At 65.4% G+C, this 25,736-nt stretch carries 25 protein-coding genes and 2 tRNA genes; 23 read left to right on the forward strand and 4 right to left on the reverse strand.

Going from position 1 to position 25,736, the window contains the following annotated elements; genetic code table 11:
- Nucleotides 1–208: 208 nt before the first annotated feature.
- Nucleotides 209–973 (forward strand): FCD domain-containing protein, encoded by a 765-nt coding sequence (locus FG99_RS09450; protein WP_009613080.1) that lies wholly within the window; start codon nt 209–211, stop codon nt 971–973.
- Nucleotides 974–1,126: 153 nt separating this feature from the next.
- Here FG99_RS09450 and smpB read toward each other — a convergent pair whose 3' ends face one another.
- A complete protein-coding gene (gene smpB / locus FG99_RS09455) occupies nt 1,127–1,606 on the reverse strand; it encodes an SsrA-binding protein SmpB (RefSeq protein WP_043268990.1) in 480 nt (159 codons plus the stop codon).
- A gap of 172 nt (nt 1,607–1,778) precedes the next feature.
- Between smpB and FG99_RS09460 the strand changes: the two genes are divergently transcribed.
- Nucleotides 1,779–2,213, forward strand: coding sequence for a type II toxin-antitoxin system RatA family toxin (locus tag FG99_RS09460; protein ID WP_043268992.1), 435 nt, complete (start codon nt 1,779–1,781; stop codon nt 2,211–2,213).
- Nucleotides 2,206–2,514, forward strand: a complete 309-nt coding sequence (locus tag FG99_RS09465; protein ID WP_043268994.1) for an RnfH family protein — start codon at nt 2,206–2,208, stop codon at nt 2,512–2,514. The genes FG99_RS09460 and FG99_RS09465 overlap by 8 nt, the downstream gene beginning before the upstream one ends.
- Nucleotides 2,515–2,576: 62 nt before the next feature.
- On the opposite strand, the gene FG99_RS09470 is transcribed toward FG99_RS09465, so the two are convergent.
- Nucleotides 2,577–3,110, reverse strand: coding sequence for an outer membrane protein assembly factor BamE (locus tag FG99_RS09470; RefSeq protein WP_043268997.1), 534 nt, complete (start codon nt 3,108–3,110; stop codon nt 2,577–2,579).
- Between the two features lie 96 nt (nt 3,111–3,206).
- Between FG99_RS09470 and fur the strand changes: the two genes are divergently transcribed.
- Nucleotides 3,207–3,611 (forward strand): ferric iron uptake transcriptional regulator, encoded by a 405-nt coding sequence (fur, locus tag FG99_RS09475; protein WP_009613072.1) that lies wholly within the window; start codon nt 3,207–3,209, stop codon nt 3,609–3,611.
- Nucleotides 3,612–3,997: 386 nt separating this feature from the next.
- Here fur and recN read toward each other — a convergent pair whose 3' ends face one another.
- Nucleotides 3,998–5,674, reverse strand: a complete 1,677-nt coding sequence (gene recN / locus FG99_RS09480; RefSeq protein ID WP_043268999.1) for a DNA repair protein RecN — start codon at nt 5,672–5,674, stop codon at nt 3,998–4,000.
- Nucleotides 5,675–5,843: 169 nt separating this feature from the next.
- Here recN and grpE point away from each other — a divergent pair, with 169 nt between their 5' ends.
- From grpE to FG99_RS09525, 9 genes are all read left to right on the forward strand, one after another.
- Nucleotides 5,844–6,407, forward strand: a complete 564-nt coding sequence (gene grpE, locus FG99_RS09485) for a nucleotide exchange factor GrpE (RefSeq protein ID WP_009613068.1) — start codon at nt 5,844–5,846, stop codon at nt 6,405–6,407.
- An 89-nt stretch (nt 6,408–6,496) separates the two neighbouring features.
- Nucleotides 6,497–8,413, forward strand: coding sequence for a molecular chaperone DnaK (dnaK, locus tag FG99_RS09490; protein WP_009613067.1), 1,917 nt, complete (start codon nt 6,497–6,499; stop codon nt 8,411–8,413).
- Nucleotides 8,414–8,535: 122 nt separating this feature from the next.
- Entirely contained in the window at nt 8,536–9,666 is a 1,131-nt protein-coding gene (dnaJ, locus tag FG99_RS09495; RefSeq protein WP_009613066.1) for a molecular chaperone DnaJ, read from the forward strand.
- A gap of 87 nt (nt 9,667–9,753) precedes the next feature.
- Nucleotides 9,754–10,560, forward strand: a complete 807-nt coding sequence (dapB, locus tag FG99_RS09500) for a 4-hydroxy-tetrahydrodipicolinate reductase (RefSeq protein ID WP_009613065.1) — start codon at nt 9,754–9,756, stop codon at nt 10,558–10,560.
- Nucleotides 10,561–10,789: 229 nt separating this feature from the next.
- Complete coding sequence (gene carA / locus FG99_RS09505) at nt 10,790–11,926, forward strand: glutamine-hydrolyzing carbamoyl-phosphate synthase small subunit (protein WP_043269001.1); 1,137 nt, start codon at nt 10,790–10,792, stop codon at nt 11,924–11,926.
- A 26-nt stretch (nt 11,927–11,952) separates the two neighbouring features.
- On the forward strand, nt 11,953–12,603 hold the full coding sequence (leuE, locus tag FG99_RS09510) for a leucine efflux protein LeuE (RefSeq protein WP_099049140.1): 651 nt from the start codon (nt 11,953–11,955) through the stop codon (nt 12,601–12,603).
- Between the two features lie 19 nt (nt 12,604–12,622).
- Nucleotides 12,623–15,844: a carbamoyl-phosphate synthase large subunit gene (gene carB / locus FG99_RS09515; RefSeq protein ID WP_009613059.1), complete on the forward strand. Its 3,222-nt coding sequence runs from the start codon at nt 12,623–12,625 to the stop codon at nt 15,842–15,844.
- Nucleotides 15,841–16,317: a transcription elongation factor GreA gene (gene greA / locus FG99_RS09520; RefSeq protein WP_009613057.1), complete on the forward strand. Its 477-nt coding sequence runs from the start codon at nt 15,841–15,843 to the stop codon at nt 16,315–16,317. The genes carB and greA overlap by 4 nt, the downstream gene beginning before the upstream one ends.
- Before the next feature lie 10 nt (nt 16,318–16,327).
- Complete coding sequence (locus tag FG99_RS09525; protein ID WP_024128096.1) at nt 16,328–16,732, forward strand: hypothetical protein; 405 nt, start codon at nt 16,328–16,330, stop codon at nt 16,730–16,732.
- A gap of 51 nt (nt 16,733–16,783) precedes the next feature.
- On the opposite strand, the gene FG99_RS09530 is transcribed toward FG99_RS09525, so the two are convergent.
- Entirely contained in the window at nt 16,784–17,098 is a 315-nt protein-coding gene (locus FG99_RS09530; protein WP_043269003.1) for a YhbY family RNA-binding protein, read from the reverse strand.
- Nucleotides 17,099–17,177: 79 nt separating this feature from the next.
- Here FG99_RS09530 and rlmE point away from each other — a divergent pair, with 79 nt between their 5' ends.
- From rlmE to nusA, 10 genes are all read left to right on the forward strand, one after another.
- Entirely contained in the window at nt 17,178–17,801 is a 624-nt protein-coding gene (gene rlmE, locus FG99_RS09535; protein WP_043269005.1) for a 23S rRNA (uridine(2552)-2'-O)-methyltransferase RlmE, read from the forward strand.
- Between the two features lie 198 nt (nt 17,802–17,999).
- A complete protein-coding gene (gene ftsH / locus FG99_RS09540) occupies nt 18,000–19,919 on the forward strand; it encodes an ATP-dependent zinc metalloprotease FtsH (protein WP_024128095.1) in 1,920 nt (639 codons plus the stop codon).
- A 9-nt stretch (nt 19,920–19,928) separates the two neighbouring features.
- The gene (gene folP / locus FG99_RS09545) at nt 19,929–20,798 is read left to right on the forward strand and encodes a dihydropteroate synthase (RefSeq protein WP_043269007.1); all 870 of its coding nucleotides are present in this window, start codon (nt 19,929–19,931) and stop codon (nt 20,796–20,798) included.
- Entirely contained in the window at nt 20,795–22,135 is a 1,341-nt protein-coding gene (gene glmM, locus FG99_RS09550) for a phosphoglucosamine mutase (RefSeq protein ID WP_009613051.1), read from the forward strand. The genes folP and glmM overlap by 4 nt, the downstream gene beginning before the upstream one ends.
- 65 nt (nt 22,136–22,200) lie before the next feature.
- Complete coding sequence (gene tpiA, locus FG99_RS09555) at nt 22,201–22,956, forward strand: triose-phosphate isomerase (RefSeq protein WP_043269009.1); 756 nt, start codon at nt 22,201–22,203, stop codon at nt 22,954–22,956.
- A 2-nt stretch (nt 22,957–22,958) separates the two neighbouring features.
- Nucleotides 22,959–23,351, forward strand: a complete 393-nt coding sequence (secG, locus tag FG99_RS09560) for a preprotein translocase subunit SecG (RefSeq protein WP_043269011.1) — start codon at nt 22,959–22,961, stop codon at nt 23,349–23,351.
- Nucleotides 23,352–23,364: 13 nt separating this feature from the next.
- Nucleotides 23,365–23,450: transfer RNA gene (locus FG99_RS09565), tRNA-Leu, on the forward strand.
- 89 nt (nt 23,451–23,539) lie between these two features.
- Nucleotides 23,540–23,616: transfer RNA gene (locus FG99_RS09570), tRNA-Met, on the forward strand.
- A gap of 128 nt (nt 23,617–23,744) precedes the next feature.
- Nucleotides 23,745–24,203 carry a ribosome maturation factor RimP gene (rimP, locus tag FG99_RS09575; protein WP_009613046.1) on the forward strand — a complete coding sequence of 153 codons (459 nt, stop codon included), beginning with the start codon at nt 23,745–23,747 and terminating at the stop codon, nt 24,201–24,203.
- A gap of 46 nt (nt 24,204–24,249) precedes the next feature.
- A complete protein-coding gene (nusA, locus tag FG99_RS09580) occupies nt 24,250–25,731 on the forward strand; it encodes a transcription termination factor NusA (RefSeq protein ID WP_009613044.1) in 1,482 nt (493 codons plus the stop codon).
- The last annotated feature ends 5 nt before the right edge of the window (nt 25,732–25,736 follow it).

A 25,736-nucleotide genomic window follows, 5' to 3' on the forward strand; every position in this document is an offset into this window, starting at 1 on the left:
ATCTCGCGAAAATTGGTAATACCAATTTACAAAAGCGAGCGCTCAGAGTAAAAGCATCCCTGTAGGCTGTCAATTTGCGGCGCTACAACTTTTGTCGGACCGGGCGATCCCGGCGATCGTCGGACTTGTTGTGTCGGGTGCCGCTGGTTAGGCTGCCGCCCCTGCGAAACGGGGCCTTCCGCCAGGCGGGCCGAGAGGTGGGGAAAAGATGGCTTTCAATCAGGTACGGCAGCGCCGCTTGTCGGACGATATCGTCGAGCGCCTCGAGGCGATGATCCTCGAGGGCACGCTCAAGGCGGGCGAACGCCTGCCGGCCGAGCGCGTGCTGGCGGAGCAGTTCGGCGTGTCGCGGCCATCGCTGCGCGAGGCGATCCAGAAGCTGGTGGCCAAGGGGCTGCTGGTCAGCCGCCAGGGCGGCGGCAACTATGTCGCGCAGTCCCTGGGCTCGACCTTCAGCGACCCGTTGCTGCACCTGCTGGAGAGCAACCCCGAGGCGCAGCGCGACCTGCTGGAGTTCCGCCACACCCTGGAAGGCTCCTGCGCCTACTACGCCGCGCTGCGCGCCACCGAGGTGGACCACCAGCGCCTGACCAGCGCCTTCGAGACGCTGCAGGCCTGCTATCAGCGCAACGACAAGGTCAGCGAGGAGGAGGGGGCGGCCGACGCCAGCTTCCACCTGGCCATCGCCGAGGCCAGCCACAACACCGTGCTGCTGCACACCATCCGCGGCCTGTTCGACCTGCTCAAGCACAACGTGGTGACCAACATCGGCGGCATGTACGCCCAGCGCACGGAAACCCGCGAGCAACTGATGAGCCAGCACCGCGAGCTGTACGACGCGATCATGCAGGGCCGGGCGGAAGAGGCGCGGGAGATTTCCCACCGGCACATTTCCTATGTGCGGGAAGTGCTGGAGGAGGCACAGGACGAAGTGCGGCGCCTGGAGCGGGCGCAGCGCAGGTTGGGGGTTTGACGGCAGGAACCTGTAATAGGAGCGAGCAAGCTCGCTCCTACGAAAAGCGGGGGCTGGCGTCAGCTTCGTAGGATGGGTTGAGCCTTGGCGAAACCCATGCGGTCGTGGTGATGGGTATCGCTCCGCTCCACCCATCCTACGAAAAGCCTGGCGTCAGTCGTCCTTGCCGTGCCGCATGGCGCGCTGGATCTCGCGATTGGAATCGCGTTCCTTCTCGGTGTCGCGCTTGTCGTATTCCTTCTTGCCCTTGGCCAGCGCGATCTCGCACTTGATCAGGTGCTTCTTCCAGTACATCGACAGCGCCACGCAGGCGTAGCCCTTCTGCTGCACCGCGCCGAACAGCTTGCCCAGCTCGCGCTTGTGCAGCAGCAGCTTGCGCGTGCGCACCGGGTCGGCGATCACGTGGGTGCTGGCAGTGGTCAGCGGGGTGATGTGGCTGCCCAGCAGCCAGGCCTCGCCGTCCTTGAGCAGGACGTAGCTGTCGACCAACTGGGCCTTGCCGGCGCGCAGGCTCTTGACCTCCCAGCCGGCCAGGGCGATGCCCGCCTCGAAGCGTTGCTCGATGAAGTAGTCGTGCAGAGCCTTCTTGTTCTGCGCGATGGTCCCCTGGGGGTGTTTCTTCTGTTTAGCCATAGGCCGCGCATTATAGGGAGTCGCTCGTCGCGCCGCCATCGGGGACGACCAATTCCGGGTGCGGCGGGATGCGCGCTTGAGGGTGGGTGGCTAATCTCGGAGAATGCGCGCTGTTTTTCGTACCGTTGGAGGCCGGTTCGCCGGCGTCCGCCACTGAAGAAGCGAGACCCCTATGAGCACGCATATCCAGCGTTCGGCCCTGCTGCCCTATCCCGCGAAGGCGCTGTACGACCTGGTCAACGATGTGGCGCGCTACCCGGAGTTCCTGCCCTGGTGCTCGGCGAGCAAGGTGCTGGAGGAAAGCGAAACGGCGATGCGCGCCGAGCTCAGCGTGGCCAAGGGCAACCTGTCGCAGCGCTTCAGCACGCGCAACGTGCTGGTGCCCGGGCAGAGCATCGAGATGAACCTCGAGGACGGCCCGTTCTCCGAGCTGCACGGCGTGTGGACCTTCAAGGCCCTGGGCGACAAGGCCTGCAAGATCACCCTGGACCTGACCTTCGATTACGCCGGCGCCCTGGTCAAGGCGACCCTCGGGCCGCTGTTCACCCAGGCGGCCAACACCATGGTCGACGCCTTCTGCCAGCGTGCCAAGCAGTTGTATGGCTGATGAGCGCAGCATCGTCATCGAGGTGGTCTGCGCGCTGCCCGAGCGCCAGCGCCTGCTGCGCCTGAGCGTGCCCTACGGCACGCGGGTGCGCGAGGCGGTGAGGTTGTCCGGCATCGCTGCGCAGTTCCCCGAACTGGACGTGCTCGACAGCCCGCTGGGCATCTTCGGCAAGGCGGTCGCCGACCCGGACGGCCGGGTGCTGGAGGAGGGCGAGCGGGTGGAAATCTACCGGCCGCTGATCGCCGACCCCAAGGAAGTGCGCAAGCAGCGTGCCGCCCGCGCCAAGGCCAGCAAGGGCTGAGCGAAACACGCGGACATGAAAAAAGCCCGGTCGATGCCGGGCTTTTTTCATGGATGTGCCGATTACTGCGGATTGGTTTCCAGCGGTTCCGGGGTGGGCACGGCGACCGGCTTGGCCTCGTCGACTTCGCGCTGCAGCTGTTCTTCCACCGAGCCCGGCTTGGCCGGCTCTTCCTTGGGCTGCTCCGGCTTCTGCTGTTGCGGCTGCTCGGGCGAGGCGGGGGTGGATTCCTTGCCGAGGATGGCCTCGTCGCGGCTGACGCCCGGGCGGAAGTCGCCGTTCAGGCCGATCAGTTGGTCGTTGCCGTTGAACATCAGGCTGACGCGCTCCTGCTGGCGCTGGCCGCCGCCGGGCTGGATGCTGTACAGGTAGTCCCAGCGGTCGGGGTGGAAGGTATCCACGATCAGCGGGTTGCCCATGATGAAACGCACCTGCCGACGGGTCATTCCCGGCTTCAGTTGGTCTATCATGTCTTGTGTTACGACGTTGCCTTGCTGGATGTCGATCTTGTAGACCCCCGGGAACGAACAACCGGCGAGTGCGGCTAGTCCCATTGCGAATGCGAGACTGGTCAGCATGAGCTTGGTGTTTTGCATCGGGGGGTGACTTCCACTATCTTGGCTGGGCGACGAAACCCCGATCATACCCGCATTGAAGGATGCTGCGAAGCATTCCGCGCCGAGAAAGCACACATGGTTGAAAATAGCGAACTGCGCAAGGCCGGCCTGAAAGTCACCCTGCCGCGCGTCAAGATCCTGCAGATGCTCGATTCCGCCGAGCAACGCCACATGAGCGCCGAGGACGTCTACAAGGCGCTGATGGAGGCTGGCGAGGATGTCGGCCTGGCCACCGTGTACCGCGTGTTGACCCAGTTCGAGGCAGCCGGCCTGGTGGTGCGCCACAACTTCGACGGCGGCCATGCCGTGTTCGAGCTGGCCGACAGCGGCCACCACGACCACATGGTCTGCGTGGATACTGGCGAGGTCATCGAGTTCATGGACAGCGAGATCGAGAAGCGCCAGAAGGAAATCGTCAAGGAGCGCGGCTTCGAGCTGGTGGACCACAACCTGGTCCTGTACGTGCGCAAGAAGAAATAAGTAGCCTTGCAACGAACGGAAAACGGCGGCCCTGGGGCCGCCGTTTTCATTTTCAGGGGAATTTCAGGTGAGATTGGCGCGTAGGCGCAACTGTCTGCGCCGAGGCGCTTTTCGTAGGATGGGTTGAGCTTGCGAAACCCATGCGGTTGCGGTGATGGGTATCGCTTCGCTCAACACCGTCCTACGAAAAGCCATGCTCGCTCATGCGGTAGGAGCGGACCTTGTCCGCGATAGTCGGAGGTCTCGGCGCGATTCGCGGATGAGATCCGCTCCTACAGGTTGCCCATGCGCCGTGCCCTTGTAGGAGCGCGCCCTGCGCGCGAATCGCAGGCAGGGCCTGCTCCTACGAGAAGCCGCCGTGTTCGTAGGGCTTTGTTCGCGATCGTTCAGCCCTGCAGCGCCCGGTCCACCATCTTGCGGGCGTGGGCCAGGGATTCCTTGGTCATGTCCACGCCGCCGAGCATGCGGGCGATCTCTTCTATGCGTTCGGCCTTCTTCAGGTTGGCCACCGCGGTGCGGGTTTCGCTGCTGCCGCGTTCCTTGTGCACGAACAGGTGCTGGTGGCCCTGGGCCGCGACCTGCGGCAGGTGGGTGACGGTCAGCACCTGGCCGCCTTCGCCCAGGCGGCGCAGCAGTTGGCCGACCACTTCCGCGGTGGGGCCGCCGATGCCGACGTCCACTTCGTCGAAGACCAGGGTGGGCGTGCGCGAGGTTTGCGCGGTGATCACCTGGATGGCCAGGCTGATGCGCGACAGTTCGCCGCCGGAGGCTACCCGCGCCAGGCCCTTGAGCGGCTGCCCGGGGTTGGCGCTGACCAGGAATTCCAGCTGTTCCAGGCCGTTGGCCTGGGGCTCGTCGGCGGGGGCGTCGCTCAGTTCGATGGCGAAGCGCCCGCCAGGCATGCCCAGGCGCTGCATTTCCGTTTCCACCAGGGTGGCCAGCTGCGGGGCGGCCTGGCGGCGCAGGGCGCTGAGTTCCGCGGCTTTTTCCTGGTAATGGCGCTCGTAGGCGGCCAGTTCCTCGCCCAGGCGTTCCGCGGCTTCGTCGTCGGCGTTCAGCGCTTCCAGTTCCTCCAGCAGGCGCTGTTGCAGGGCTTGCAGGTCGTGGGGCTGCACGCGGTGCTTGCGGGCCAGGCTGTAGATGGCGTCCATGCGCTCTTCCAGTAGCTGCAGGCGGCTGGGGTCGGCGTCGAAGTTGTCGACGAAGCGGTTCAGCTCGCCCACCGCTTCCTCTACCTGGATCTGCGCGCTGGACAACAGGTTGACCGCCTCGGCCAGCGCCGCGGGCTGGCTCTGGAAGGCGGTCAGGCGGTTGAGGCTGGCGGTCAGCACCGACAGCACGTTGCCGGCGTCGCTTTCGCTGCACATGTCCACCACCTGGCGGCAGGCGCCGAGCAGCGCGCCGGCGTTGCTCAGTGTCTTGTGCTCGGCTTCCAGCGCCTCCAGTTCGTTCTCGCCCAGGGCCAGGTTCTCCAGTTCGTCCAACTGGTAGCTGAGCAACTGGTGGCGGGCGCGCTGTTCGTCGCTGCTGCGCGACAGGCGGTCGAGTTCCTGGCGCGTCTGCTTCCAGCGCTGCGCGGCCAGTTGCACCTGGCGCGCCAGGTCCTGGCTGCCGGCGTATTCGTCGAGCAGGCGGCGGTGGGTGTCGGCCTTGAGCAGCGACTGGTGCTCGTGCTGGCTGTGGATGTCGATCAGCAGTTCGCCCAGGGCCTTGAGGTCGCCCAGGGTGCAGGGCGTGCCGTTGATGTAGCCCCGCGAGCGGCCCTCGGCGGTGATCACCCGGCGCAGGATGCACGGGCCGTCCTGCTCCAGGTCGCGCTCGGCCAGCCAGTCGCGGGCCTCGGCGATGGCGCCGACGTCGAAGCTGGCGAGGATGTCGGCCTTGTCCGCGCCGGGGCGCACCACGCCGCTGTCGGCGCGGTCGCCCAGGGCCAGGCCGAGGGCGTCGAGCATGATCGACTTGCCGGCGCCGGTCTCGCCGGTGATCACGGTCATGCCGGCGGCGAGCTCGAGATCGAGGTGCTCGACGATGGCGTAGTTGTGCACGGAGAGATGAACCAGCATGGAGGCGGCTCCGGTGAAAAGGTCTGTTTATTTATACAGTATTTTTTGCCGCTGGCAATTCATCGCCCGCCCCTTGAACCGGCGCAAATGGCCCCCATATAGCCGGCAGAGCCGCGAGCCATTGGGTTCGCTTTGTTTTCAAAGGCTTTTTCTTTTTTAGGAGAGTGGCATGTCTGACGAGCAACAGACTCAGGATTCGCACCTGAACGAGCAGCCGGAACAGGTTGCCGGCGACGACCTGAACGCCCGCGTGCTGGACCTCGAGGAACAGCTGGCCGCGGCCAAGGACCAGAGCCTGCGCGTCGCCGCCGAGCTGCAGAACGTGCGTCGCCGCGCCGAGCAGGATATCGAGAAGGCGCACAAGTTCGCCCTGGAGAAATTCTCCGGCGACCTGCTGCCGGTGGTCGACACCCTGGAGCGCGCGCTGGAGATGTCCAGCCCGGACGACGAGGCGATCAAGCCGATGCGCGAAGGCATCGAGCTGACCCTCAAGATGTTCCACGACACCCTCAAGCGCTACAACCTGGAGCCGGTCGACCCCCACGGCGAGCCGTTCAACCCCGAGCACCACCAGGCGATGGCGATGGAGGAGAGCGTGCACCTGGAGCCCGGCAGCGTGGTCAAGGTGTTCCAGAAGGGCTACCTGCTCAACGGTCGCCTGCTGCGCCCGGCCATGGTCGTGGTCAGCAAGGCGCCCGAGCAAACCCCGCCTTCGATCGACGAGAAGGCTTGAAATCCGCCACCCGGTCCCCATCTGGGTAATCAACCGAGCACAAGGTCCGCAGCGGGATCAGCACGGAATCTAATTTCTGGAGAGTGAATATGGGCAAAATCATTGGTATCGACCTGGGGACCACCAACTCCTGCGTCTCCATCCTGGAAAACGGCAGCGTCAAGGTGATCGAGAACGCCGAAGGCGCTCGCACCACCCCGTCGATCATCGGCTACGCCAACGATGGCGAGATCCTGGTCGGCCAGCCGGCCAAGCGCCAGGCGGTCACCAACCCGAAGAACACCCTGTACGCGGTGAAGCGCCTGATCGGCCGTCGCTTCGAAGAAGACGTCGTGCAGAAAGACATCAAGATGGTGCCGTACAGCATCGTCAAGGCTGACAACGGCGACGCCTGGGTCGAAGCCAAGGGCCAGAAGATGGCCCCGCCGCAGGTTTCCGCCGAAGTCCTGAAGAAGATGAAGAAGACCGCCGAGGACTACCTGGGCGAGCCGGTCACCGAAGCGGTCATCACCGTGCCGGCCTACTTCAACGACAGCCAGCGCCAGGCCACCAAGGACGCCGGCCGCATCGCCGGCCTGGACGTCAAGCGCATCATCAACGAGCCGACCGCGGCTGCGCTGGCCTACGGCCTGGACAAGGCCAAGGGCGACCACACCATCATCGTCTACGACCTGGGCGGCGGTACCTTCGACGTCTCGGTGATCGAGATCGCCGAAGTCGACGGCGAGCACCAGTTCGAAGTGCTGGCCACCAACGGCGACACCTTCCTCGGTGGCGAAGACTTCGACCTGCGCCTGATCGACTACCTCGTCGACGAGTTCAAGAAAGAGACCGGCATGGACCTCAAGGGCGACCCGCTGGCCATGCAGCGCCTGAAAGAGGCTGCCGAGAAGGCCAAGATCGAGCTGTCCTCGACCCAGCAGACCGACGTCAACCTGCCGTACATCACCGCTGACGCCAGCGGCCCGAAACACCTGAACGTCAAGGTGTCCCGCGCCAAGCTGGAGTCCCTGGTGGAAGACCTGGTGCAGCGCACCATCGAGCCCTGCCGCGTGGCCCTGAAGGACGCCGGCCTGGACGTGTCGAAGATCGACGAAGTGATCCTCGTCGGCGGTCAGACCCGCATGCCGCTGGTGCAGAAGACCGTCGCCGAGTTCTTCGGCAAGGAAGCGCGCAAGGACGTCAACCCGGACGAAGCCGTGGCCATGGGTGCCGCCATCCAGGGCGCCGTGCTGGCCGGCGACGTCAAGGACGTGCTGCTGCTCGACGTCACCCCGCTGACCCTGGGCATCGAGACCCTGGGTGGCGTGATGACCGCGCTGATCGACAAGAACACCACCATCCCGACCAAGAAGTCGCAGGTGTTCTCCACCGCCGACGACAACCAGGGCGCCGTGACCATCCACGTGCTGCAGGGCGAGCGCAAGCAGGCCGCGCAGAACAAGTCGCTGGGCAAGTTCGACCTGGCCGACATCCCGCCGGCGCCGCGCGGCGTGCCGCAGATCGAAGTGACCTTCGACATCGACGCCAACGGCATCCTGCACGTGTCCGCCAAGGACAAGGCCACCGGCAAGCAGCAGTCCATCGTGATCAAGGCCTCTTCGGGCCTGTCCGAGGACGAGATCCAGCAGATGGTGCGCGATGCCGAGGCCAACGCCGAGGAAGACCGCAAGTTCGAGGAACTGGCCGCCGCCCGCAACCAGGGCGATGCGCTGGTCCACGCGACTCGCAAGATGGTCACCGAGGCTGGCGACAAGGCCACCGCCGAGGAGAAGGCTGCCATCGAGAAGGCGCTGGCCGACCTGGAAGCCGCCGTGAAGGGCGACGACAAGGCCGAGATCGAAGCGAAGATGAACGCGCTGTCCCAGGCGTCCACCCCGCTGGCGCAGAAGATGTACGCCGAGCAACCGCAGCCGGGCGCCGAAGCCCAGTCCGGCGATGCTGACCACAAGGCCGGCGACGACGTGGTCGACGCCGAGTTCGAAGAGGTCAAGGAGAACAAGTAAGCCTCGTGCAAGCTTGCGCTCCGGCGCACCGACCAGCGTGTCGGTGCGCATGAAACGTCACGCGGGGGCTTGCTCCCGCGTCGGCGTGTCTGGGGGAGAGGTTTTCAAGGTGCAAAGAATTTATGGCCAAACGTGATTTCTACGAGGTACTGGGTGTCGAGCGTGGCGCCAGCGAGTCGGACCTGAAGAAGGCCTACCGCCGGCTGGCCATGAAGTACCACCCGGACCGCAATCCCGGCGACAAGGAAGCCGAGGATAAATTCAAGGAGGCCAACGAGGCGTACGAGATCCTGTCCGACGCCAGCAGGCGCGCGGCCTACGACCAGTACGGCCACGCCGGCGTCGACCCGCAGATGGGCGGCGGTGGCGCCGGCTTCGGCGGCGCGAGCTTCTCGGACATCTTCGGCGACGTCTTCAGCGACTTCTTCGGTGGCGGCGGCGGTGGCCGTGGCGGCCGCGGCGGCCCGCAGCGCGGCGCCGACCTGCGCTACACCCTGGACCTGGACCTGGAAGACGCGGTCCGCGGCACCACCGTGACCATCCGCGTGCCGACCCTGGTCGGCTGCAAGACCTGCAGCGGCAGCGGCGCCAAGCCCGGCACCTCGCCGGTCACCTGCACCACCTGCGGCGGCATCGGCCAGGTGCGCATGCAGCAGGGCTTCTTCTCGGTGCAGCAGACCTGCCCGCGCTGCCATGGCAGCGGCAAGATGATCAGCGACCCCTGTGGCACCTGCCATGGCCAGGGCCGCGTGGAAGAGCAGAAGACGCTGTCGGTCAAGGTGCCGGCCGGCGTCGACACCGGCGACCGCATCCGCCTCACCGGCGAGGGCGAGGCCGGGGCCCATGGCGGCCCGGCGGGCGACCTCTACGTGGTGGTCAACGTGCGCGAGCACGACATCTTCCAGCGCGACGGCAAGCACCTGTACTGCGAAGTGCCGATCAGCTTCGCCGACGCCGCCCTGGGCGGTGAGCTGGAAGTGCCGACGCTGGATGGCCGGGTGAAGCTGAAGATCCCGGAAGGCACCCAGACCGGCAAGCTGTTCCGCCTGCGCGGCAAGGGCGTGGCCCCGGTGCGCGGCGGTGGCGCCGGCGACTTGATGTGTCGCGTGGTGGTCGAGACCCCGGTGAACCTGGACAAGCGCCAGCGCGAACTGCTCGAGGAGTTCCGCAGCAGCCTGCAGGGCGACACCTCCCACTCGCCCCGCGCCAGTGGCTGGTTCGAAGGCATGAAGCGCTTCTTCGACGATTTATAAGTGATGGGCTGGAAGCTCGAAGCTGGAGGCTTGAAGCGGGCCGGCTCGGGCTTCCGGCTTCTGGCTTCCAGCTTGGAGCTTTCTGTTATGCGACGTATAGCCGTAATGGGCGCCGCCGGGCGCATGGGCAAGAACCTGATCGAGGCGGTGCAGCAGACCAACGGCAGCGCCGGCCTGACCGCCGCCATCGACCGCCCGGACAGCACCCTGGTGGGTGCCGACGCCGGTGAACTGGCCGGCCTGGGGCGCATCGGCGTGCCGCTGTCGGGCGATCTGGCGAAGGTGGTCGACGAGTTCGACGTGCTGATCGACTTCACCCATCCCACCGTGACCCTGAAAAACCTGGAAGTCTGCCGCAAGGCCGGCAAGGCCATGGTCATCGGCACCACCGGTTTCTCCGTGGAAGAGAAGGCCCTGCTGGCCGAGGCCGCCAAGGACATCCCGATCGTCTTCGCCGCCAACTACAGCGTCGGCGTCAACCTCTGCCTGAAGCTGCTGGACACCGCCGCCCGCGTGCTGGGCGACGAAGTGGACATCGAGATCATCGAGGCCCACCACCGGCACAAGGTCGACGCGCCGTCCGGCACTGCCTTGCGCATGGGCGAAGTGGTGGCCAATGCCCTGGGGCGTGATCTGGAGAAGGTGGCGGTCTACGGTCGCGAGGGTCAGACCGGCGCCCGCGAGCGCGAGACCATCGGCTTCGCCACCGTGCGCGCCGGTGACGTGGTCGGCGACCACACCGTGCTGTTCGCCGCCGAGGGCGAGCGCGTGGAGATCACCCACAAGGCCTCCAGCCGCATGACCTTCGCTCGTGGCGCGGTGCGTGCGGCGCTGTGGCTGGAAGGGCAGGGCAGCGGCCTGTACGACATGCAGGACGTGCTCGGGCTGCGCTGAGCGCCTGCCGCGCGTCGGCATGACGGGGCAAAAATGACCCAGCGGTAGCGCCACGCGTCGTGCAAAAGGTGGACCATTATGTCGCGTTTCTGTAAACTACAGATTTAGTGTGTCCACTAAAAGCAGCGCAGCATGAACCATATAAAAAGCGGGATGACCTCTTCTGATGTCATCCCGCTTTTTTACAACCTGCGCACGCCCAGCCAGGCTTGATTCACGGGAGGTCTTCTTGACTAAGCCAGCCATACTTGCACTTGCCGACGGCAGCATTTTTCGCGGTGAAGCCATCGGTGCCGACGGCCAGACCGTCGGCGAGGTGGTGTTCAACACCGCCATGACCGGCTACCAGGAAATCCTTACCGATCCTTCCTATGCCCAACAGATCGTCACCCTGACCTACCCGCACATCGGCAACACCGGGACCACCCCGGAAGACGCCGAAGCCAACCGCGTCTGGGCCGCCGGCCTGATCATCCGCGACCTGCCGCTGCTGGCCAGCAGCTGGCGCAACAAGCAGTCGCTGCCCGACTACCTGAAGGAAAACGGCACCGTCGCCATCGCCGGTATCGACACCCGCCGCCTGACGCGCATCCTGCGCGAGAAGGGCTCGCAGAACGGCTGCATCCTCGCCGGCGACGACGCCACCGAAGAGAAGGCGCTGGAACTGGCGCGTTCCTTCCCGGGCCTGAAGGGCATGGACCTGGCCAAGGTGGTGTCCTCCACCGAGCGCTACGAGTGGCGCTCCAGCGTGTGGAACCTGGAAACCGACAGCCACCCGGAAATCCCCGCCGCCGAGCTGCCCTACCACGTGGTCGCCTACGACTTCGGCGTCAAGCTGAACATCCTGCGCATGCTGGTGGCCCGCGGCTGCCGCCTGACCGTGGTGCCGGCGCAGACCCCGGCCAGCGAAGTGCTGGCGCTGAACCCGGACGGCATCTTCCTCTCCAACGGCCCCGGCGACCCCGAGCCGTGCGACTACGCCATCCAGGCCATCCGCGAGTTCCTCGACACCGAGATTCCGGTCTTCGGCATCTGCCTCGGCCACCAACTGCTGGCCCTGGCGTCGGGCGCCAAGACCATGAAGATGGGCCACGGCCACCATGGCGCCAACCACCCGGTGCAGGACCTGGATACCGGCGTGGTGATGATCACCAGCCAGAACCACGGCTTCGCGGTGGACGAGGAAACCCTGCCGGGCAACCTGCGCGCCACCCACAAGTCGCTGTTCGACGGCACCCTGCAGGGCATCGAGCGCACCGACAAGGTGGCCTTCAGCTTCCAGGGCCACCCGGAAGCCAGCCCCGGCCCGCACGACGTGGCGCCGCTGTTCGACCGTTTCATCTCGGCCATGGCCGAGCGTCGCTGAGAGCTGCGAAGAGGTAAGCGAAGATGATGCCGACCCTGGGAATCACCGACCTGTGGACCTACGTCCTGGGTACGCTGTTCATCGTCCTGCTGCCGGGCCCGAACTCGCTGTTCGTGCTGGCCACCGCCGCCCAGCGTGGCGTCGGCGCCGGCTACCGGGCGGCCAGCGCGGTGTTCCTGGGCGATGCCATCCTGATGCTGCTCTCGGCCCTGGGCATCGCCTCGCTGCTCAAGGCCGAGCCGGTGCTGTTCCTCGGCCTGAAGTACGCCGGCGCCGCCTACCTGTTCTACCTGGGCCTGGGCATGCTCCGCGGCGGCTTGCAGAAGCTGCGCCAGCCGCTGGAACAGGCCGCCCCGGCGAAGGAAGTGGACGTCGCCCAGCCGTTCCGCAAGGCGCTGCTGCTGAGCCTGTCGAACCCCAAGGCGATCCTCTTCTTCGTGTCCTTCTTCATCCAGTTCGTCGACCCGGGCTATGCCTACCCCGGCGTGTCGTTCCTGGTGCTGGGCACGATCCTCGAGGTCATCAGCGCCCTCTACCTCAGCTTCCTGATCTTTTCCGGTGTGCGCCTGGCGGCCTGGTTCCGCCGCCGGCAACGACTGGCGGCCGGCGCCTCGAGCGGCGTCGGCGCCCTGTTCGTCGGTTTCGGCGTGAAGCTGGCCAGCGCAACCCTTTCCTGAATATTGCAACGAGAGTCCCATGCCCAAGCGTACAGACATCAAGAGCATCCTGATCCTCGGTGCCGGCCCCATCGTCATCGGCCAGGCCTGCGAATTCGACTACTCCGGCGCCCAGGCCTGCAAGGCCCTGAAGGAAGAAGGCTTCCGCGTCATCCTGGTGAACTCCAACCCGGCCACCATCATGACCGACCCGGCCATGGCCGACGCCACCTACATCGAGCCGATCAAGTGGCAGACCGTGGCCAAGATCATCGAGAAGGAGCGCCCCGACGCGCTGCTGCCGACCATGGGCGGCCAGACCGCGCTGAACTGCGCGCTGGACCTGGAGCGCCACGGCGTGCTGGAGAAGTTCGGCGTCGAGATGATCGGCGCCAACGCCGACACCATCGACAAGGCCGAGGACCGCTCGCGCTTCGACAAGGCCATGAAGGCCATCGGCCTGGCCTGCCCGCGCTCGGGCATCGCCCACAGCATGGAAGAAGCCTACGGCGTGCTGGAGCAGGTCGGCTTCCCCTGCATCATCCGTCCGTCCTTCACCATGGGCGGCACCGGCGGCGGCATCGCCTACAACCGCGAGGAGTTCGAAGAGATCTGCGCCCGCGGCCTGGACCTGTCGCCGACCAACGAGCTGCTGATCGACGAATCGCTGATCGGCTGGAAGGAATACGAGATGGAGGTTGTCCGCGACAAGAAGGACAACTGCATCATCGTCTGCTCCATCGAGAACTTCGACCCCATGGGCGTGCACACCGGTGACTCCATCACCGTGGCCCCGGCGCAGACCCTGACCGACAAGGAATACCAGATCATGCGCAACGCCTCCCTGGCGGTGCTGCGCGAGATCGGCGTGGAAACCGGCGGTTCCAACGTGCAGTTCGGCATCTGCCCGGACACCGGGCGCATGGTCGTGATCGAGATGAACCCGCGGGTGTCGCGCTCCTCGGCCCTGGCCTCCAAGGCCACCGGCTTCCCGATCGCCAAGATCGCCGCCAAGCTGGCCGTCGGCTACACCCTCGACGAACTGCAGAACGACATCACCGGCGGCCGCACCCCGGCGTCCTTCGAGCCGGCCATCGACTACGTCGTGACCAAGGTGCCGCGCTTCGCCTTCGAGAAATTCCCCAAGGCCGACGCCCGCCTGACCACCCAGATGAAGTCCGTGGGCGAGGTCATGGCCATCGGCCGTACCTTCCAGGAGTCGGTGCAGAAAGCCCTGCGCGGCCTGGAAGTGGGCGTCGCCGGCTTCGATCCGAAGCTCGACCTGGCCGACCCGGAAGCCGAGGGCATCCTGCGCCGCGAGCTGACCGTGCCGGGCGCCGAGCGCATCTGGTACGTGGCCGATGCCTTCCGCGCCGGCAAGAGCATCGAAGAAGTCTTCGCCCTGACCAAGATCGACGAATGGTTCCTGGTGCAGATCGAGGACCTGATCAAGGAAGAAGAGAAGGTCAAGACCCTCGGCCTGTCCGGCATCGACGCCGACCTGATGCGCAAGCTCAAGCGCAAGGGCTTCTCCGACGCGCGCCTGGCCAAGCTGCTGGGCGTGACCGAGAAGAACCTGCGCAGCCACCGCCACAAGCTGAAGGTCGTGCCGGTGTACAAGCGCGTGGACACCTGCGCCGCCGAGTTCGCCACCGACACCGCCTACATGTACTCGACCTACGAGGAAGAGTGCGAGGCCAACCCGTCCGGCCGCGACAAGATCATGATCCTCGGCGGCGGTCCGAACCGCATCGGCCAGGGCATCGAGTTCGACTACTGCTGCGTGCACGCGGCGCTGGCGATGCGCGAAGACGGCTACGAGACCATCATGGTCAACTGCAACCCGGAGACCGTCTCCACCGACTACGACACTTCCGACCGCCTGTACTTCGAGCCGGTGACCCTGGAAGACGTGCTGGAGATCGTCCGCGTCGAGCAGCCCAAGGGCGTGATCGTCCAGTATGGCGGCCAGACCCCGCTGAAACTCTGTCGCGCCCTGGAAGAGGCCGGCGTGCCGATCATCGGCACCAGCCCCGACGCCATCGACCGCGCCGAGGACCGCGAGCGCTTCCAGCAGATGGTCCAGCGCCTGAACCTGCGCCAGCCGGCCAACGCCACCGCGCGCAGCGAAGACGAGGCCCTGAGCCTGTCGAAGAACATCGGCTACCCGATGGTGGTGCGCCCGTCCTACGTACTGGGCGGCCGGGCGATGGAAATCGTCTACCAGGAAGAAGAGCTCAAGCGCTACATGCGCGAGGCGGTGAAGGTTTCCAACGACAGCCCGGTGCTGCTCGACCGCTTCCTCAACTGCGCCATCGAGGTGGACATCGACGCGGTCTGCGACGGCGAGACCGTGGTGATCGGCGCCATCATGCAGCACATCGAGCAGGCCGGCGTGCACTCCGGCGACTCCGCGTGCTCGCTGCCGCCGTACTCGCTGCCCAGGCACATCCAGGACGAGATCCGCGAACAGGTCAAGAAGATGGCCTTGGAGCTGGGCGTCGTCGGCCTGATGAACGTGCAGATGGCCGTGCAGGGCGAGGACATCTACGTCATCGAGGTGAACCCGCGCGCCTCGCGTACCGTGCCCTTCGTCTCCAAGTGCATCGGCGAATCCCTGGCCAAGATCGCGGCGCGCGTCATGGCCGGCAAGAGCCTCGCCGAAGTCGGCTTCACCGAAGAGGTGATCCCGCCGTACTATAGCGTCAAGGAAGCGGTGTTCCCGTTCGCCAAGTTCCCTGGCGTCGACCCCATCCTCGGCCCGGAAATGAAATCCACCGGCGAGGTCATGGGCGTGGGCGACAGCTTCGGCGAGGCTTTCGCCAAGGCCCAGCTGGGCGCCAGCGAGATCCTGCCGAACGCCGGTTGCGCCTTCATCAGCGTCCGCGAGGACGACAAGCCACAGGCCGTGCAGGTCGCCCGTGACCTGGTCGCGCTGGGCTTCGAGGTGGTCGCCACCGCCGGTACCGCCAAGGTGATCGAGGCGGCCGGCCTGCCGGTGCGTCGCGTGAACAAGGTGACCGAGGGCCGCCCCCACGTGGTCGACATGATCAAGAACGACGAAGTCACCCTGATCATCAACACCACCGAAGGCCGCCAGTCGATCGCCGATTCCTATTCGATCCGTCGTAACGCCCTGCAGCACAAGATCTACTGCACCACCACCATCGCGGCGGGGCAGGCGATCTGCGAGGCGCTCAAGTTCGGTCCCGAGAAGACCGTTCGTCGGCTGCAGGACCTGCATGCAGGAATCAACGCATGAGCAAATTCCCGATGACCGTCCAGGGCGCCCGCGCCCTGGAAGAAGAACTGAAACACTTGAAGACCGTTCTGCGCCCGCAGATCACCCAGGCCATCGCCGAAGCGCGTGAGCTGGGCGACCTCAAGGAAAACGCCGAGTACCATGCCGCCCGCGAGCAGCAGGGCATGTCCGAGGCGCGCATCCGCGACATCGAGGCCAAGCTGTCCAACGCGCAGATCATCGACGTCACCACCATCCCCCACACCGGCAAGGTGATCTTCGGCACCACCGTGGACATCGCCAACGTCGAGACCGACGAGACCGTGACCTACCAGATCGTCGGCGACGACGAGGCCGACATCAAGGCGCGCAAGATCTCGGTCAACTCGCCGATCGCCCGCGCGCTGATCGGCAAGACCGAGGGCGACGCCGTGCTGGTGAAGACCCCGGGCGGCGACGTCGAGTACGAGATCGTTGAAGTCCGCCACGCCTGAGTCGCGTCCGCTGAAAGCCGCCGCAGCCAGTTGGTTGCTGGCCCAGACCTTCTGGGTCGGCGGCCTCTGGCTGTTGCGTTTCGTGGTCCTGCCGGCGCTGCAGAAGGTTGGCCTGGCGCCGCTGCTGGTGCAGTCGGTGGCCGACGCCCTGACGCCGTTGCTGGTGGGGTTCGCCGGCTTCTGCGCGCTGCTCCAGGTATTGGTGCTGGTGACTGCGCAGGGGCTGTCGAGCCTCTGGCGCGAGATGCGCGGGCAATTGCTGCTGACGGTGCTGGCGATGGTGGCGAGCTACCTGGTGGTGAACCAACTGGCGCCGGATGCCCAGCGCTGGCTGCTGTTCAACTACCTGGTGCTGGCCCTGTGCGGCGTGCTGCTGGTGCTGCAGCCGGTGCCGGGGCGGGACGCGGCGCGCTGAGCGCCGGCGCGGGAACCTGGCCAGGCGCGCCGTGGCGCCCGGCCTGCGCTGTCACAGGCCGCTGTAGCGGCTGACGTTCGACAGGTTGCGGTTCGGCTTGGGGTTGCGGCGATAGACCAGGGCCATCTTGCCGATGGTCTGGATCAGCTCGCAGCTGCCGTTGCTGCACAGCTCGTCGATCAGCGCGCGGCGATCGTCGCGCTCGGTGATGCGGAACTGCACCTTGATCAGTTCGTGATCGTTGAGCGCACGCTCCAGCTCGGCCATGACGCCTTCGGTGAGACCGTTTTCGGCAACGATCAATACAGGCTTCAGGTGGTGGCCGATAGATTTGAACTGTTTCTTCTGCTCCTGAGTGAGCGCCATAATCAGACCCCTGGGAAAAAAGGCGGATATCTTACCCGAGTTTAGGTTCTACCGGGTGCCCGCTCAGACGAGGTAACAAGTGGCCCGTTCCAAGACTAGCCATCGCTGGCTGAAAGAACATTTCGACGATCCGTACGTGAAGATGGCGCAACGCGACGGCTACCGCTCGCGCGCCAGCTACAAGCTGCTGGAAATCCAGGAGAAGGATCGCATCCTGTGCCCGGGCATGACCGTGGTCGACCTCGGCGCCGCGCCGGGCGGCTGGTCGCAGGTCACCAGCCGGGTGATCGGCGACAAGGGCACGCTGATCGCCTCGGACATCCTGCCGATGGACAGCATCCCGGACGTCACCTTCATCCAGGGCGACTTCACCGAGGACGCGGTCTTCGCCCAGTTGCTCGCGGCCATCGGAGAAAATCCGGTAGACCTTGTGATTTCCGATATGGCCCCCAATATGAGTGGACTGCCCGCCGTGGACATGCCCCGTGCGATGTTCCTCTGCGAGCTGGCGCTGGACCTGTGCACCCGGGTGTTGCGACCGGGCGGCGATTTCCTGATCAAGATCTTCCAGGGCGAGGGCTTCGACACCTACCTGAAGACGGTCCGCGAGAATTTCGAGAAGGTACAGATGCGCAAGCCGCTGTCCTCCCGCGACCGCTCCCGCGAGCAATATCTGCTCGCGCGGGGCTTCCGCGGGGCCTAGACTGCGACGAATGGGCCGTCTGTCCGTCCACTGCACGCAAGTAGGGCTTGTCCCGGCTCGCGCCGGGGTTCATAAAGGGTTACAGACGCCTCCTACGTCGCTAGGGGTTGTGTAGTAATTTGGCCGGCAGGAGTCTGGCCGTCGTGTGAAGCGGTTTCCAGGGCGGAGCCGGCTTCAGAGGGTAATCAATTGAACGACATGGCAAAGAACCTGATCCTGTGGTTGATCATCGCGGCGGTGCTGGTCACCGTGATGAACAACTTCTCCAGTCCGAGCGAGCCGCAGACGCTCAACTACTCGGACTTCATCCAACAGGTGAAGGAAGGCAAGGTCGAGCGGGTTACCGTCGACGGCTACGTGATCACTGGCAAGCGCCAGGACGGGGATACCTTCAAGACCGTCCGTCCGGCGATCCAGGACAACGGCCTGATCGGCGACCTGGTCAACAACAACGTGGTCATCGAGGGCAAGCAGCCCGAGCAGCAGAGCATCTGGACGCAACTGCTGGTCGCCAGCTTCCCGATCCTGGTGATCATTGCCGTGTTCATGTTCTTCATGCGCCAGATGCAGGGCGGCGGCGGTGGCCGCGGCGGCCCGATGAGCTTCGGCAAGAGCAAGGCGCGCCTGCTGTCCGAGGACCAGGTCAAGACCACCTTCGCTGACGTCGCCGGCTGCGACGAGGCCAAGGAAGAGGTCAGCGAGCTGGTCGAGTTCCTCCGCGACCCGGGCAAGTTCCAGCGCCTGGGCGGCCGCATCCCGCGCGGCGTGCTGATGGTCGGCCCGCCCGGTACCGGCAAGACCCTGCTGGCCAAGGCCATCGCCGGCGAAGCCAAGGTGCCGTTCTTCACCATCTCCGGTTCCGACTTCGTCGAGATGTTCGTCGGCGTGGGCGCCTCCCGCGTGCGCGACATGTTCGACCAGGCCAAGAAACACGCCCCGTGCATCATCTTCATCGACGAGATCGACGCCGTCGGCCGCCATCGTGGCGCCGGCCTGGGCGGCGGTCATGACGAGCGCGAGCAGACCCTCAACCAGCTGCTGGTGGAGATGGACGGCTTCGAGATGAACGACGGCATCATCGTCATCGCCGCGACCAACCGTCCGGACGTGCTCGACCCGGCGCTGCTGCGCCCGGGCCGCTTCGACCGCCAGGTGGTGGTCGGCCTGCCGGACATCCGCGGCCGCGAGCAGATCCTCAAGGTGCACATGCGCAAGGTCCCGCTGGGCGACAACGTCGACGCGGCGGTGATCGCCCGCGGTACCCCGGGCTTCTCCGGCGCCGACCTGGCCAACCTGGTCAACGAGGCCTCGCTGTTCGCCGCCCGCGCCAACAAGCGCATCGTCGACATGCGTGAGTTCGAGCTGGCCAAGGACAAGATCATGATGGGCGCCGAGCGCAAGACCATGGTCATGTCCGAGAAGGAGAAGAAGAACACCGCCTTCCACGAGGCCGGCCACGCCATCGTCGGCCGCCTGGTGCCGGAGCACGACCCGGTCTACAAGGTTTCCATCATCCCTCGCGGCCGCGCCCTGGGCGTGACCATGTTCCTCCCCGAGGAGGATCGCTACAGCCTGTCCAAGCGCGCCCTGGAAAGCCAGATCTGCTCGCTGTTCGGCGGCCGTATCGCGGAAGAGATGACCCTCGGCTTCGAAGGCGTCACCACCGGCGCCTCCAACGACATCATGCGTGCCACCCAGCTGGCGCGGAACATGGTCACCAAGTGGGGCCTGTCCGAGAAGCTCGGCCCGCTGATGTACGCCGAAGAGGAGGGCGAGGTGTTCCTCGGCCGCAGCGCCGGCAGCCAGCACGCCAACGTCTCGGGCGAGACCGCCAAGCTGATCGACCAGGAAGTGCGGCGCATCATCGACGACTGCTACGGCACCGCCAAGCGCCTGCTGGAAGAGAACCGCGACAAGCTGGACATGATGGCCGACGCGCTGATGAAGTACGAAACCATCGATGCTGACCAGATCGACGACATCATGGCCGGCCGCGTGCCGCGCGAGCCGCGCGACTGGCAGGGCGGCGGTTCCGGTTCCTCCGGCTCGGCGACCGCCAGCCGCGACGAGGGTGGCCGCAAGGAAAACCCCATCGGTGGGCCCGCCGGCGAGCACTGAGAGCACTAGATGAGTTTCGAGCTGTACCCGACCCGGTTGCCTTGCGGCAACCGGGTTCTTGATTTAGGGCGTACCCATGTCATGGGTATCCTCAACGTCACCCCGGACTCCTTCTCCGACGGCGGCCGCTTCAGCCAGCGCGACGTCGCGTTGCGCCACGCCGCCGCGATGGTCGAGGCCGGCGCCACCCTGATCGACGTGGGCGGCGAGTCGACCCGCCCGGGCGCGCGCCTGGTGTCGCCGACCGAGGAGCTGGAGCGCGTGGCGCCGGTGGTGGAAGCCATCGCCCGCGAACTGGACGTGGTGATTTCCGTCGACACCTCGACCCCCGCCGTGATGCGCGAGACCGCGCGCCTGGGCGCCGGGCTGATCAACGACGTGCGCTCGCTGCAGCGCGATGGCGCGCTGGACGCCGCGGTGGATGCCGGGTTGGCCGTGTGCCTGATGCACATGCGCGGCGAGCCGAGCACCATGCAGAACGACCCGCGCTACCCCGACATCCTGGCCGAGGTGCATGACTTCCTCGCCGAGCGCATCGCCGTCTGCGAGGCGGCGGGAATCACGCGCGAGCGCCTGTTGCTGGATCCCGGCTTCGGCTTCGCCAAGACCCAGGCGCACAACCTGGTGCTGTTCCGGCGCATGGAGCGTCTGCTGGAACTGGGCTGCCCGCTGCTGGTCGGAGTGTCGCGCAAGAGCATGATCGGCCGCGCCCTGGGGCGCGAGGTCGGTGACCGTCTGTATGGCAGCCTGGCGCTGGCGGCCTTGGCCGTGGCCAAGGGGGCGCGCATCATTCGCGTGCACGACGTTGCCGAAACGGTGGATGTGGTCCGCATGATCGATGCGGTGGAACAGGCTAAGGAAGAAGGAATGACAGCATGAGCAGGAAATATTTCGGTACCGATGGCATCCGTGGCCGTGTCGGCACGCCGCCGATCACGCCGGACTTCGTGCTCAAGCTGGGCTGGGCGGTGGGCATGGCTTTCCGCCAGCAGGGCAAGTGCCGCGTGCTGGTCGGCAAGGACACGCGGATTTCCGGCTACATGTTCGAATCGGCCCTGGAGGCCGGCCTGTCGGCCGCCGGTGCCGACGTGATGCTGCTGGGCCCGATGCCGACCCCCGGCATCGCCTACCTGACGCGGACCTTCCACGCCGAGGCGGGTATCGTCATCAGCGCCTCGCACAATCCCCACGACGACAACGGCATCAAGTTCTTCTCCGGCCAGGGCACCAAGCTGCCCGACGACGTCGAGCTGATGATCGAAGAACTGATCGACACGCCCATGACGGTGGTCGACTCCGCGCGCCTGGGCAAGGTCTCGCGGATCAACGACGCCGCCGGCCGCTACATCGAGTTCTGCAAGAGCAGCGTGCCCACCAGCACCGACTTCTCCGGCCTGCGCCTGGTCGTCGACTGCGCCCATGGCGCCACCTACAAGGTCGCGCCCAGCGTGTTCCGCGAGCTGGGGGCCCAGGTCTCGGTGATCGGCGCGCAGCCCAACGGCCTGAACATCAACGACAACTGCGGCTCCACCCACGTCGCCGCGCTGCAGGCGGCGGTCATCGCCGAGCAGGCCGACATGGGCATCGCCTTCGACGGCGACGGCGACCGCGTGATGATGGTCGACCATACCGGCGCGGTGGTGGACGGCGACGAGATCCTCTTCCTGATCGCCCGCGACATGCAGGAGCGCAACCGCCTGCAGGGCGGCGTGGTCGGCACCCTGATGAGCAACCTGGGCCTGGAGCTGGCCCTGGCCGACCTGCAGATCCCCTTCACCCGGGCCAAGGTCGGCGACCGCTACGTGATGGCGGAAATGCTCGATCGCGGCTGGCAGCTGGGTGGCGAGAACTCCGGCCACGTGGTCTGCGCCCAGCACACCACCACCGGCGACGCCATCATCGCCGCGCTGCAGGTGCTGATGGCGCTGAAGAGCCGCGGCCAGACCCTCGCCGAGGCGCGCCAGGGCATCCGCAGGTTCCCGCAGGTGCTGATCAACGTGCGCTACCAGGGCAAGGACGTCGATCCCATCGAGCATCCGGCGGTCAAGGAGGCTTGCGCCCGCGTCACCGAAAGCATGGCCGGCCGTGGCCGCGTGCTGCTGCGCAAGTCCGGCACCGAGCCGCTGGTGCGGGTGATGGTCGAGGGCGACGAAGAGACCCGGGTGCGTGCCTACGCCGAACAGCTGGCGAAGGTCGTAACCGAGGTATGTGCTTGATTTCTCTTGTCAGTCCGATTTTTGTCGAGTAACATCTGCGCCCACTTTGCTCAGCGAGGTACAGCATGCGTCGACCCTTAGTGGCCGGGAACTGGAAAATGCACGGTACCCGCTCCAGTGTTGCGGAGCTGATCAAAGGCTTGCGACAACTGGCTCTGCCTACAGGTGTCGACGTGGCGGTTCTGCCGCCCTGTCTGTACATCAACCAGGTTCTTCAGGGCCTGGATGGCAAGGCGGTTGCGGTCGGTGCGCAGAATTGCGCGATCGAGCCGATGCAGGGCGCCCTCACGGGCGAGATTGCTGCCAGCCAGCTGGCCGATGCCGGTTGCTCCCTGGTTCTGGTGGGGCACTCCGAGCGCCGCCAGGTGCTGGGCGAAAGCGACGGTGTCATCAGTCGCAAGTTCGCCGCGGCGCAATCCTGTGGCCTGGTTCCCGTGTTGTGCGTGGGCGAGACCCGCGAACAGCGCGAAGCCGGCAAGACCCTCGAGGTCGTCGGGCGTCAGTTGAGCTCGGTGATAGAAGATTTGGGCGTCGGGGCTTTCTCCCGCGCCGTAGTGGCTTACGAGCCGGTGTGGGCAATCGGGACGGGGCTTACCGCCTCGCCTGAAGAAGCCCAGGAAGTACATGCGGCCATCCGTGCGCAATTGGCGGCAGAGAAAGCCGAGGTCGCCCGCGGGGTTCGCCTGCTTTACGGCGGTAGCGTCAAGGCAGCGAATGCGGTCGAACTGTTCGGCATGCCGGACATCGATGGGGGGCTGATTGGTGGTGCCTCCCTGAATGCGGATGAGTTCGGTGCGATCTGTCGCGCCGCGGGAAGCTGAAGATGCTGGAAACAGTTGTAATCGTGATTCACCTGCTGATGGCGCTGGGTCTGGTTGTACTGGTCCTGCTTCAGCATGGCAAGGGTGCGGATGCCGGTGCCTCCTTTGGCGCTGGTGCTTCGGGTACCGTTTTCGGTAGCCAGGGTTCCGCAACCTTCCTCAGTCGTTTTACTGCTGTACTGGCTGCAATTTTTTTCATTACCAGCTTGGGTTTAGCGTATTTCGCTAAAGAAAAAGCTGATATGATACGTCACATCGGACTTCCTGATCCGGCAGTGATGGAGCAGCATCAGGAGAAGGTCCCGGCAACCTCCGACGTGCCGGCGACCCAGGGGCAGCAACAAGCCCCGGCAGCTGGCAACGGTGACGTTCCGGCAGCTCCTGAGCAGAAGTAAGGCAAAGGTTTTTGCCGAGGTGGTGGAATTGGTAGACACGCTACCTTGAGGTGGTAGTGGCCATAGGCTGTAGGGGTTCGAGTCCCCTCCTCGGTACCATATACGAAGCCCCGCATGCGGGGCTTTCGTTTCCGGTGTGTCGGTTGACCTGGATAGGGTGTAACCGTATAATTTCGCACCAGCTTTGACGCGGGATGGAGCAGTCTGGTAGCTCGTCGGGCTCATAACCCGAAGGTCGTTGGTTCAAATCCAGCTCCCGCAACCAGTTATGGCAGAGCCCCTTTTCAGGGGCTTTTTGCTAGCTGGACAGTCCGCGCCGCCGTTGCTGGGCGGCCCTTTAGGGATGGGCGTTTCGCCCATTTTTCGTTTCTACGGCATACGCGAGGCGATCAGGTGTCGAGCAAGCTAGAACAGTTGCAGGCCTTGCTGGCCCCTGTGGTAGAGGCGCTCGGCTACGAGTGCTGGGGCCTCGAGTTCCTGTCCCAGGGACGTCATTCCCTGCTGAGGGTCTATATCGACAAGGCCGACGGCATCCTGATCGAGGACTGCGAGACGGTCAGTCGTCAGGTCAGCGGCGTGCTCGACGTCGAGGACCCGATCAGCGGCGAATACACCCTGGAAGTTTCCTCCCCGGGTATGGACCGCCCGCTGTTCACCCTCGAGCAGTTCGCCCGCTACGTTGGCGAGCAAGTGAAGATCAAGTTGCGCGTGCCCTTCGAGCGTCGCCGCAACTTCCAGGGCGTCCTCCGCGGTGTGGAGGAGCAGGACGTGGTGGTCCTGGTGGACGACCATGAATACCTGCTGCCGATCGATTCGATCGATAAGGCCAACATCATTCCCCGATTTGAGTGAGCCGCGGATCAAGCGGATTCCAATGGATTGAAAGGCGAGGCGTACGATGAGCAAAGAAGTACTGCTGGTTGTTGAGTCGGTATCCAACGAGAAAGGTGTACCGCCCGGCGTGATTTTCGAGGCGCTGGAACTGGCTCTGGCGACCGCCACCAAGAAGCGTTTCGAGGACGAGGTCGACCTGCGCGTGCAGATCAACCGCACCAACGGCAACTACGACACCTTCCGCCGCTGGACCGTGGTCGAGGACGAGGACTACTCCAACCCGGCCGCCGAGCTGACCGTCGAGGACGTGCAGGAAAGCCACCCGGGCACCAAGGCCGGCGACGTCATCGAAGAGAAGATCGAGTCCATCGAGTTCGGCCGCATCGCCGCGCAGACCGCCAAGCAGGTCATCGTGCAGAAGGTCCGCGAGGCCGAGCGCGCCCAGGTGGTCGACGCCTACCGCGAGAAGGTCGGCGAGATCATCTCCGGCACCGTCAAGAAGGTCACCCGCGACAACGTCATCGTCGACCTGGGCAACAACGCCGAAGCGCTGCTGGCCCGCGACCAGATCATCCCGCGCGAGACCTTCCGCGTCGGCACCCGCGTGCGTGCCCTGCTCAAGGAAATCCGCAGCGAGAACCGCGGCCCGCAACTGGTCCTCTCGCGGACCGCGCCGGAAATGCTGGTCGAGCTGTTCCGCATCGAAGTGCCGGAAATCGCCGAGCAGCTGATCGATGTCATGGCCGCCGCCCGCGACCCGGGTTCGCGCGCCAAGATCGCGGTACGCTCCAAGGACAAGCGCATCGACCCGCAGGGCGCCTGCATCGGCATGCGCGGTTCGCGCGTCCAGGCCGTTTCCGGCGAACTGGGCGGCGAGCGCGTGGACATCGTCCTGTGGGACGACAACCCCGCGCAGTTCGTCATCAACGCCATGGCTCCGGCCGAAGTGGCGGCGATCATCGTCGACGAAGATACCCACACCATGGATATCGCCGTCGCCGAGGACAACCTGGCCCAGGCCATCGGCCGCAGCGGCCAGAACGTCCGCCTGGCCAGCCAGCTGACCGGCTGGACGCTGAACGTGATGACCGAGGCCGACATCCAGGCCAAGCAGCAGGCCGAGACCGGCGACATCCTGCAGCGCTTCATCGACGAGCTGGATGTCGACGAGGAGCTGGCCCAGGTGCTGGTCGAGGAAGGCTTCACCACCCTGGAAGAAATCGCCTACGTACCGATGGAAGAGATGCTCAACATCGACGGCTTTGACGAAGACATCGTCAACGAGCTGCGCTCGCGCGCCAAGGACCGTCTGTTGACCAAAGCCATCGCGACCGAGGAAAAACTTGCCGACGCGCAACCGGCCGAAGACCTGCTCAGCCTCGATGGCATGACCAAAGAGCTGGCCTTGGACCTGGTGCTGCGTGGCGTAACCACCCGTGAAGATCTTGCCGAGCAGTCTATCGACGACTTGCTCGACATCGACGGCATGGACGAAGAGCGTGCCGGCAAGTTGATCATGGCCGCCCGGGCCCATTGGTTCGAGTAAGCATT

Origin of the sequence: Pseudomonas sp. AAC (genome assembly GCF_000725445.1) — a bacterium.
In the GTDB taxonomy this organism is placed as follows: Bacteria; Pseudomonadota; Gammaproteobacteria; order Pseudomonadales; family Pseudomonadaceae; genus Pseudomonas; species Pseudomonas citronellolis.

Bases quoted from the DNA above. Each gene is read 5' to 3' on its own strand.
- FG99_RS09470 (WP_043268997.1), bottom strand. From the start codon at position 3,110: ATGCAAAACACCAAGCTCATGCTGACCAGTCTCGCATTCGCAATGGGA.
- dnaK (WP_009613067.1), top strand. From the start codon at position 6,497: ATGGGCAAAATCATTGGTATCGACCTGGGGACCACCAACTCCTGCGTC.
- fur (WP_009613072.1), top strand. From the start codon at position 3,207: ATGGTTGAAAATAGCGAACTGCGCAAGGCCGGCCTGAAAGTCACCCTG.
- FG99_RS09530 (WP_043269003.1), bottom strand. From the start codon at position 17,098: ATGGCGCTCACTCAGGAGCAGAAGAAACAGTTCAAATCTATCGGCCAC.
- secG (WP_043269011.1), top strand. From the start codon at position 22,959: ATGCTGGAAACAGTTGTAATCGTGATTCACCTGCTGATGGCGCTGGGT.
- grpE (WP_009613068.1), top strand. From the start codon at position 5,844: ATGTCTGACGAGCAACAGACTCAGGATTCGCACCTGAACGAGCAGCCG.
- FG99_RS09460 (WP_043268992.1), top strand. From the start codon at position 1,779: ATGAGCACGCATATCCAGCGTTCGGCCCTGCTGCCCTATCCCGCGAAG.
- FG99_RS09465 (WP_043268994.1), top strand. From the start codon at position 2,206: ATGGCTGATGAGCGCAGCATCGTCATCGAGGTGGTCTGCGCGCTGCCC.
- recN (WP_043268999.1), bottom strand. From the start codon at position 5,674: ATGCTGGTTCATCTCTCCGTGCACAACTACGCCATCGTCGAGCACCTC.
- dapB (WP_009613065.1), top strand. From the start codon at position 9,754: ATGCGACGTATAGCCGTAATGGGCGCCGCCGGGCGCATGGGCAAGAAC.
- smpB (WP_043268990.1), bottom strand. From the start codon at position 1,606: ATGGCTAAACAGAAGAAACACCCCCAGGGGACCATCGCGCAGAACAAG.
- greA (WP_009613057.1), top strand. From the start codon at position 15,841: ATGAGCAAATTCCCGATGACCGTCCAGGGCGCCCGCGCCCTGGAAGAA.
- FG99_RS09450 (WP_009613080.1), top strand. From the start codon at position 209: ATGGCTTTCAATCAGGTACGGCAGCGCCGCTTGTCGGACGATATCGTC.
- leuE (WP_099049140.1), top strand. From the start codon at position 11,953: ATGCCGACCCTGGGAATCACCGACCTGTGGACCTACGTCCTGGGTACG.
- tpiA (WP_043269009.1), top strand. From the start codon at position 22,201: ATGCGTCGACCCTTAGTGGCCGGGAACTGGAAAATGCACGGTACCCGC.
- dnaJ (WP_009613066.1), top strand. From the start codon at position 8,536: ATGGCCAAACGTGATTTCTACGAGGTACTGGGTGTCGAGCGTGGCGCC.
- folP (WP_043269007.1), top strand. From the start codon at position 19,929: ATGAGTTTCGAGCTGTACCCGACCCGGTTGCCTTGCGGCAACCGGGTT.
- ftsH (WP_024128095.1), top strand. From the start codon at position 18,000: ATGGCAAAGAACCTGATCCTGTGGTTGATCATCGCGGCGGTGCTGGTC.
- carB (WP_009613059.1), top strand. From the start codon at position 12,623: ATGCCCAAGCGTACAGACATCAAGAGCATCCTGATCCTCGGTGCCGGC.
- nusA (WP_009613044.1), top strand. From the start codon at position 24,250: ATGAGCAAAGAAGTACTGCTGGTTGTTGAGTCGGTATCCAACGAGAAA.
- glmM (WP_009613051.1), top strand. From the start codon at position 20,795: ATGAGCAGGAAATATTTCGGTACCGATGGCATCCGTGGCCGTGTCGGC.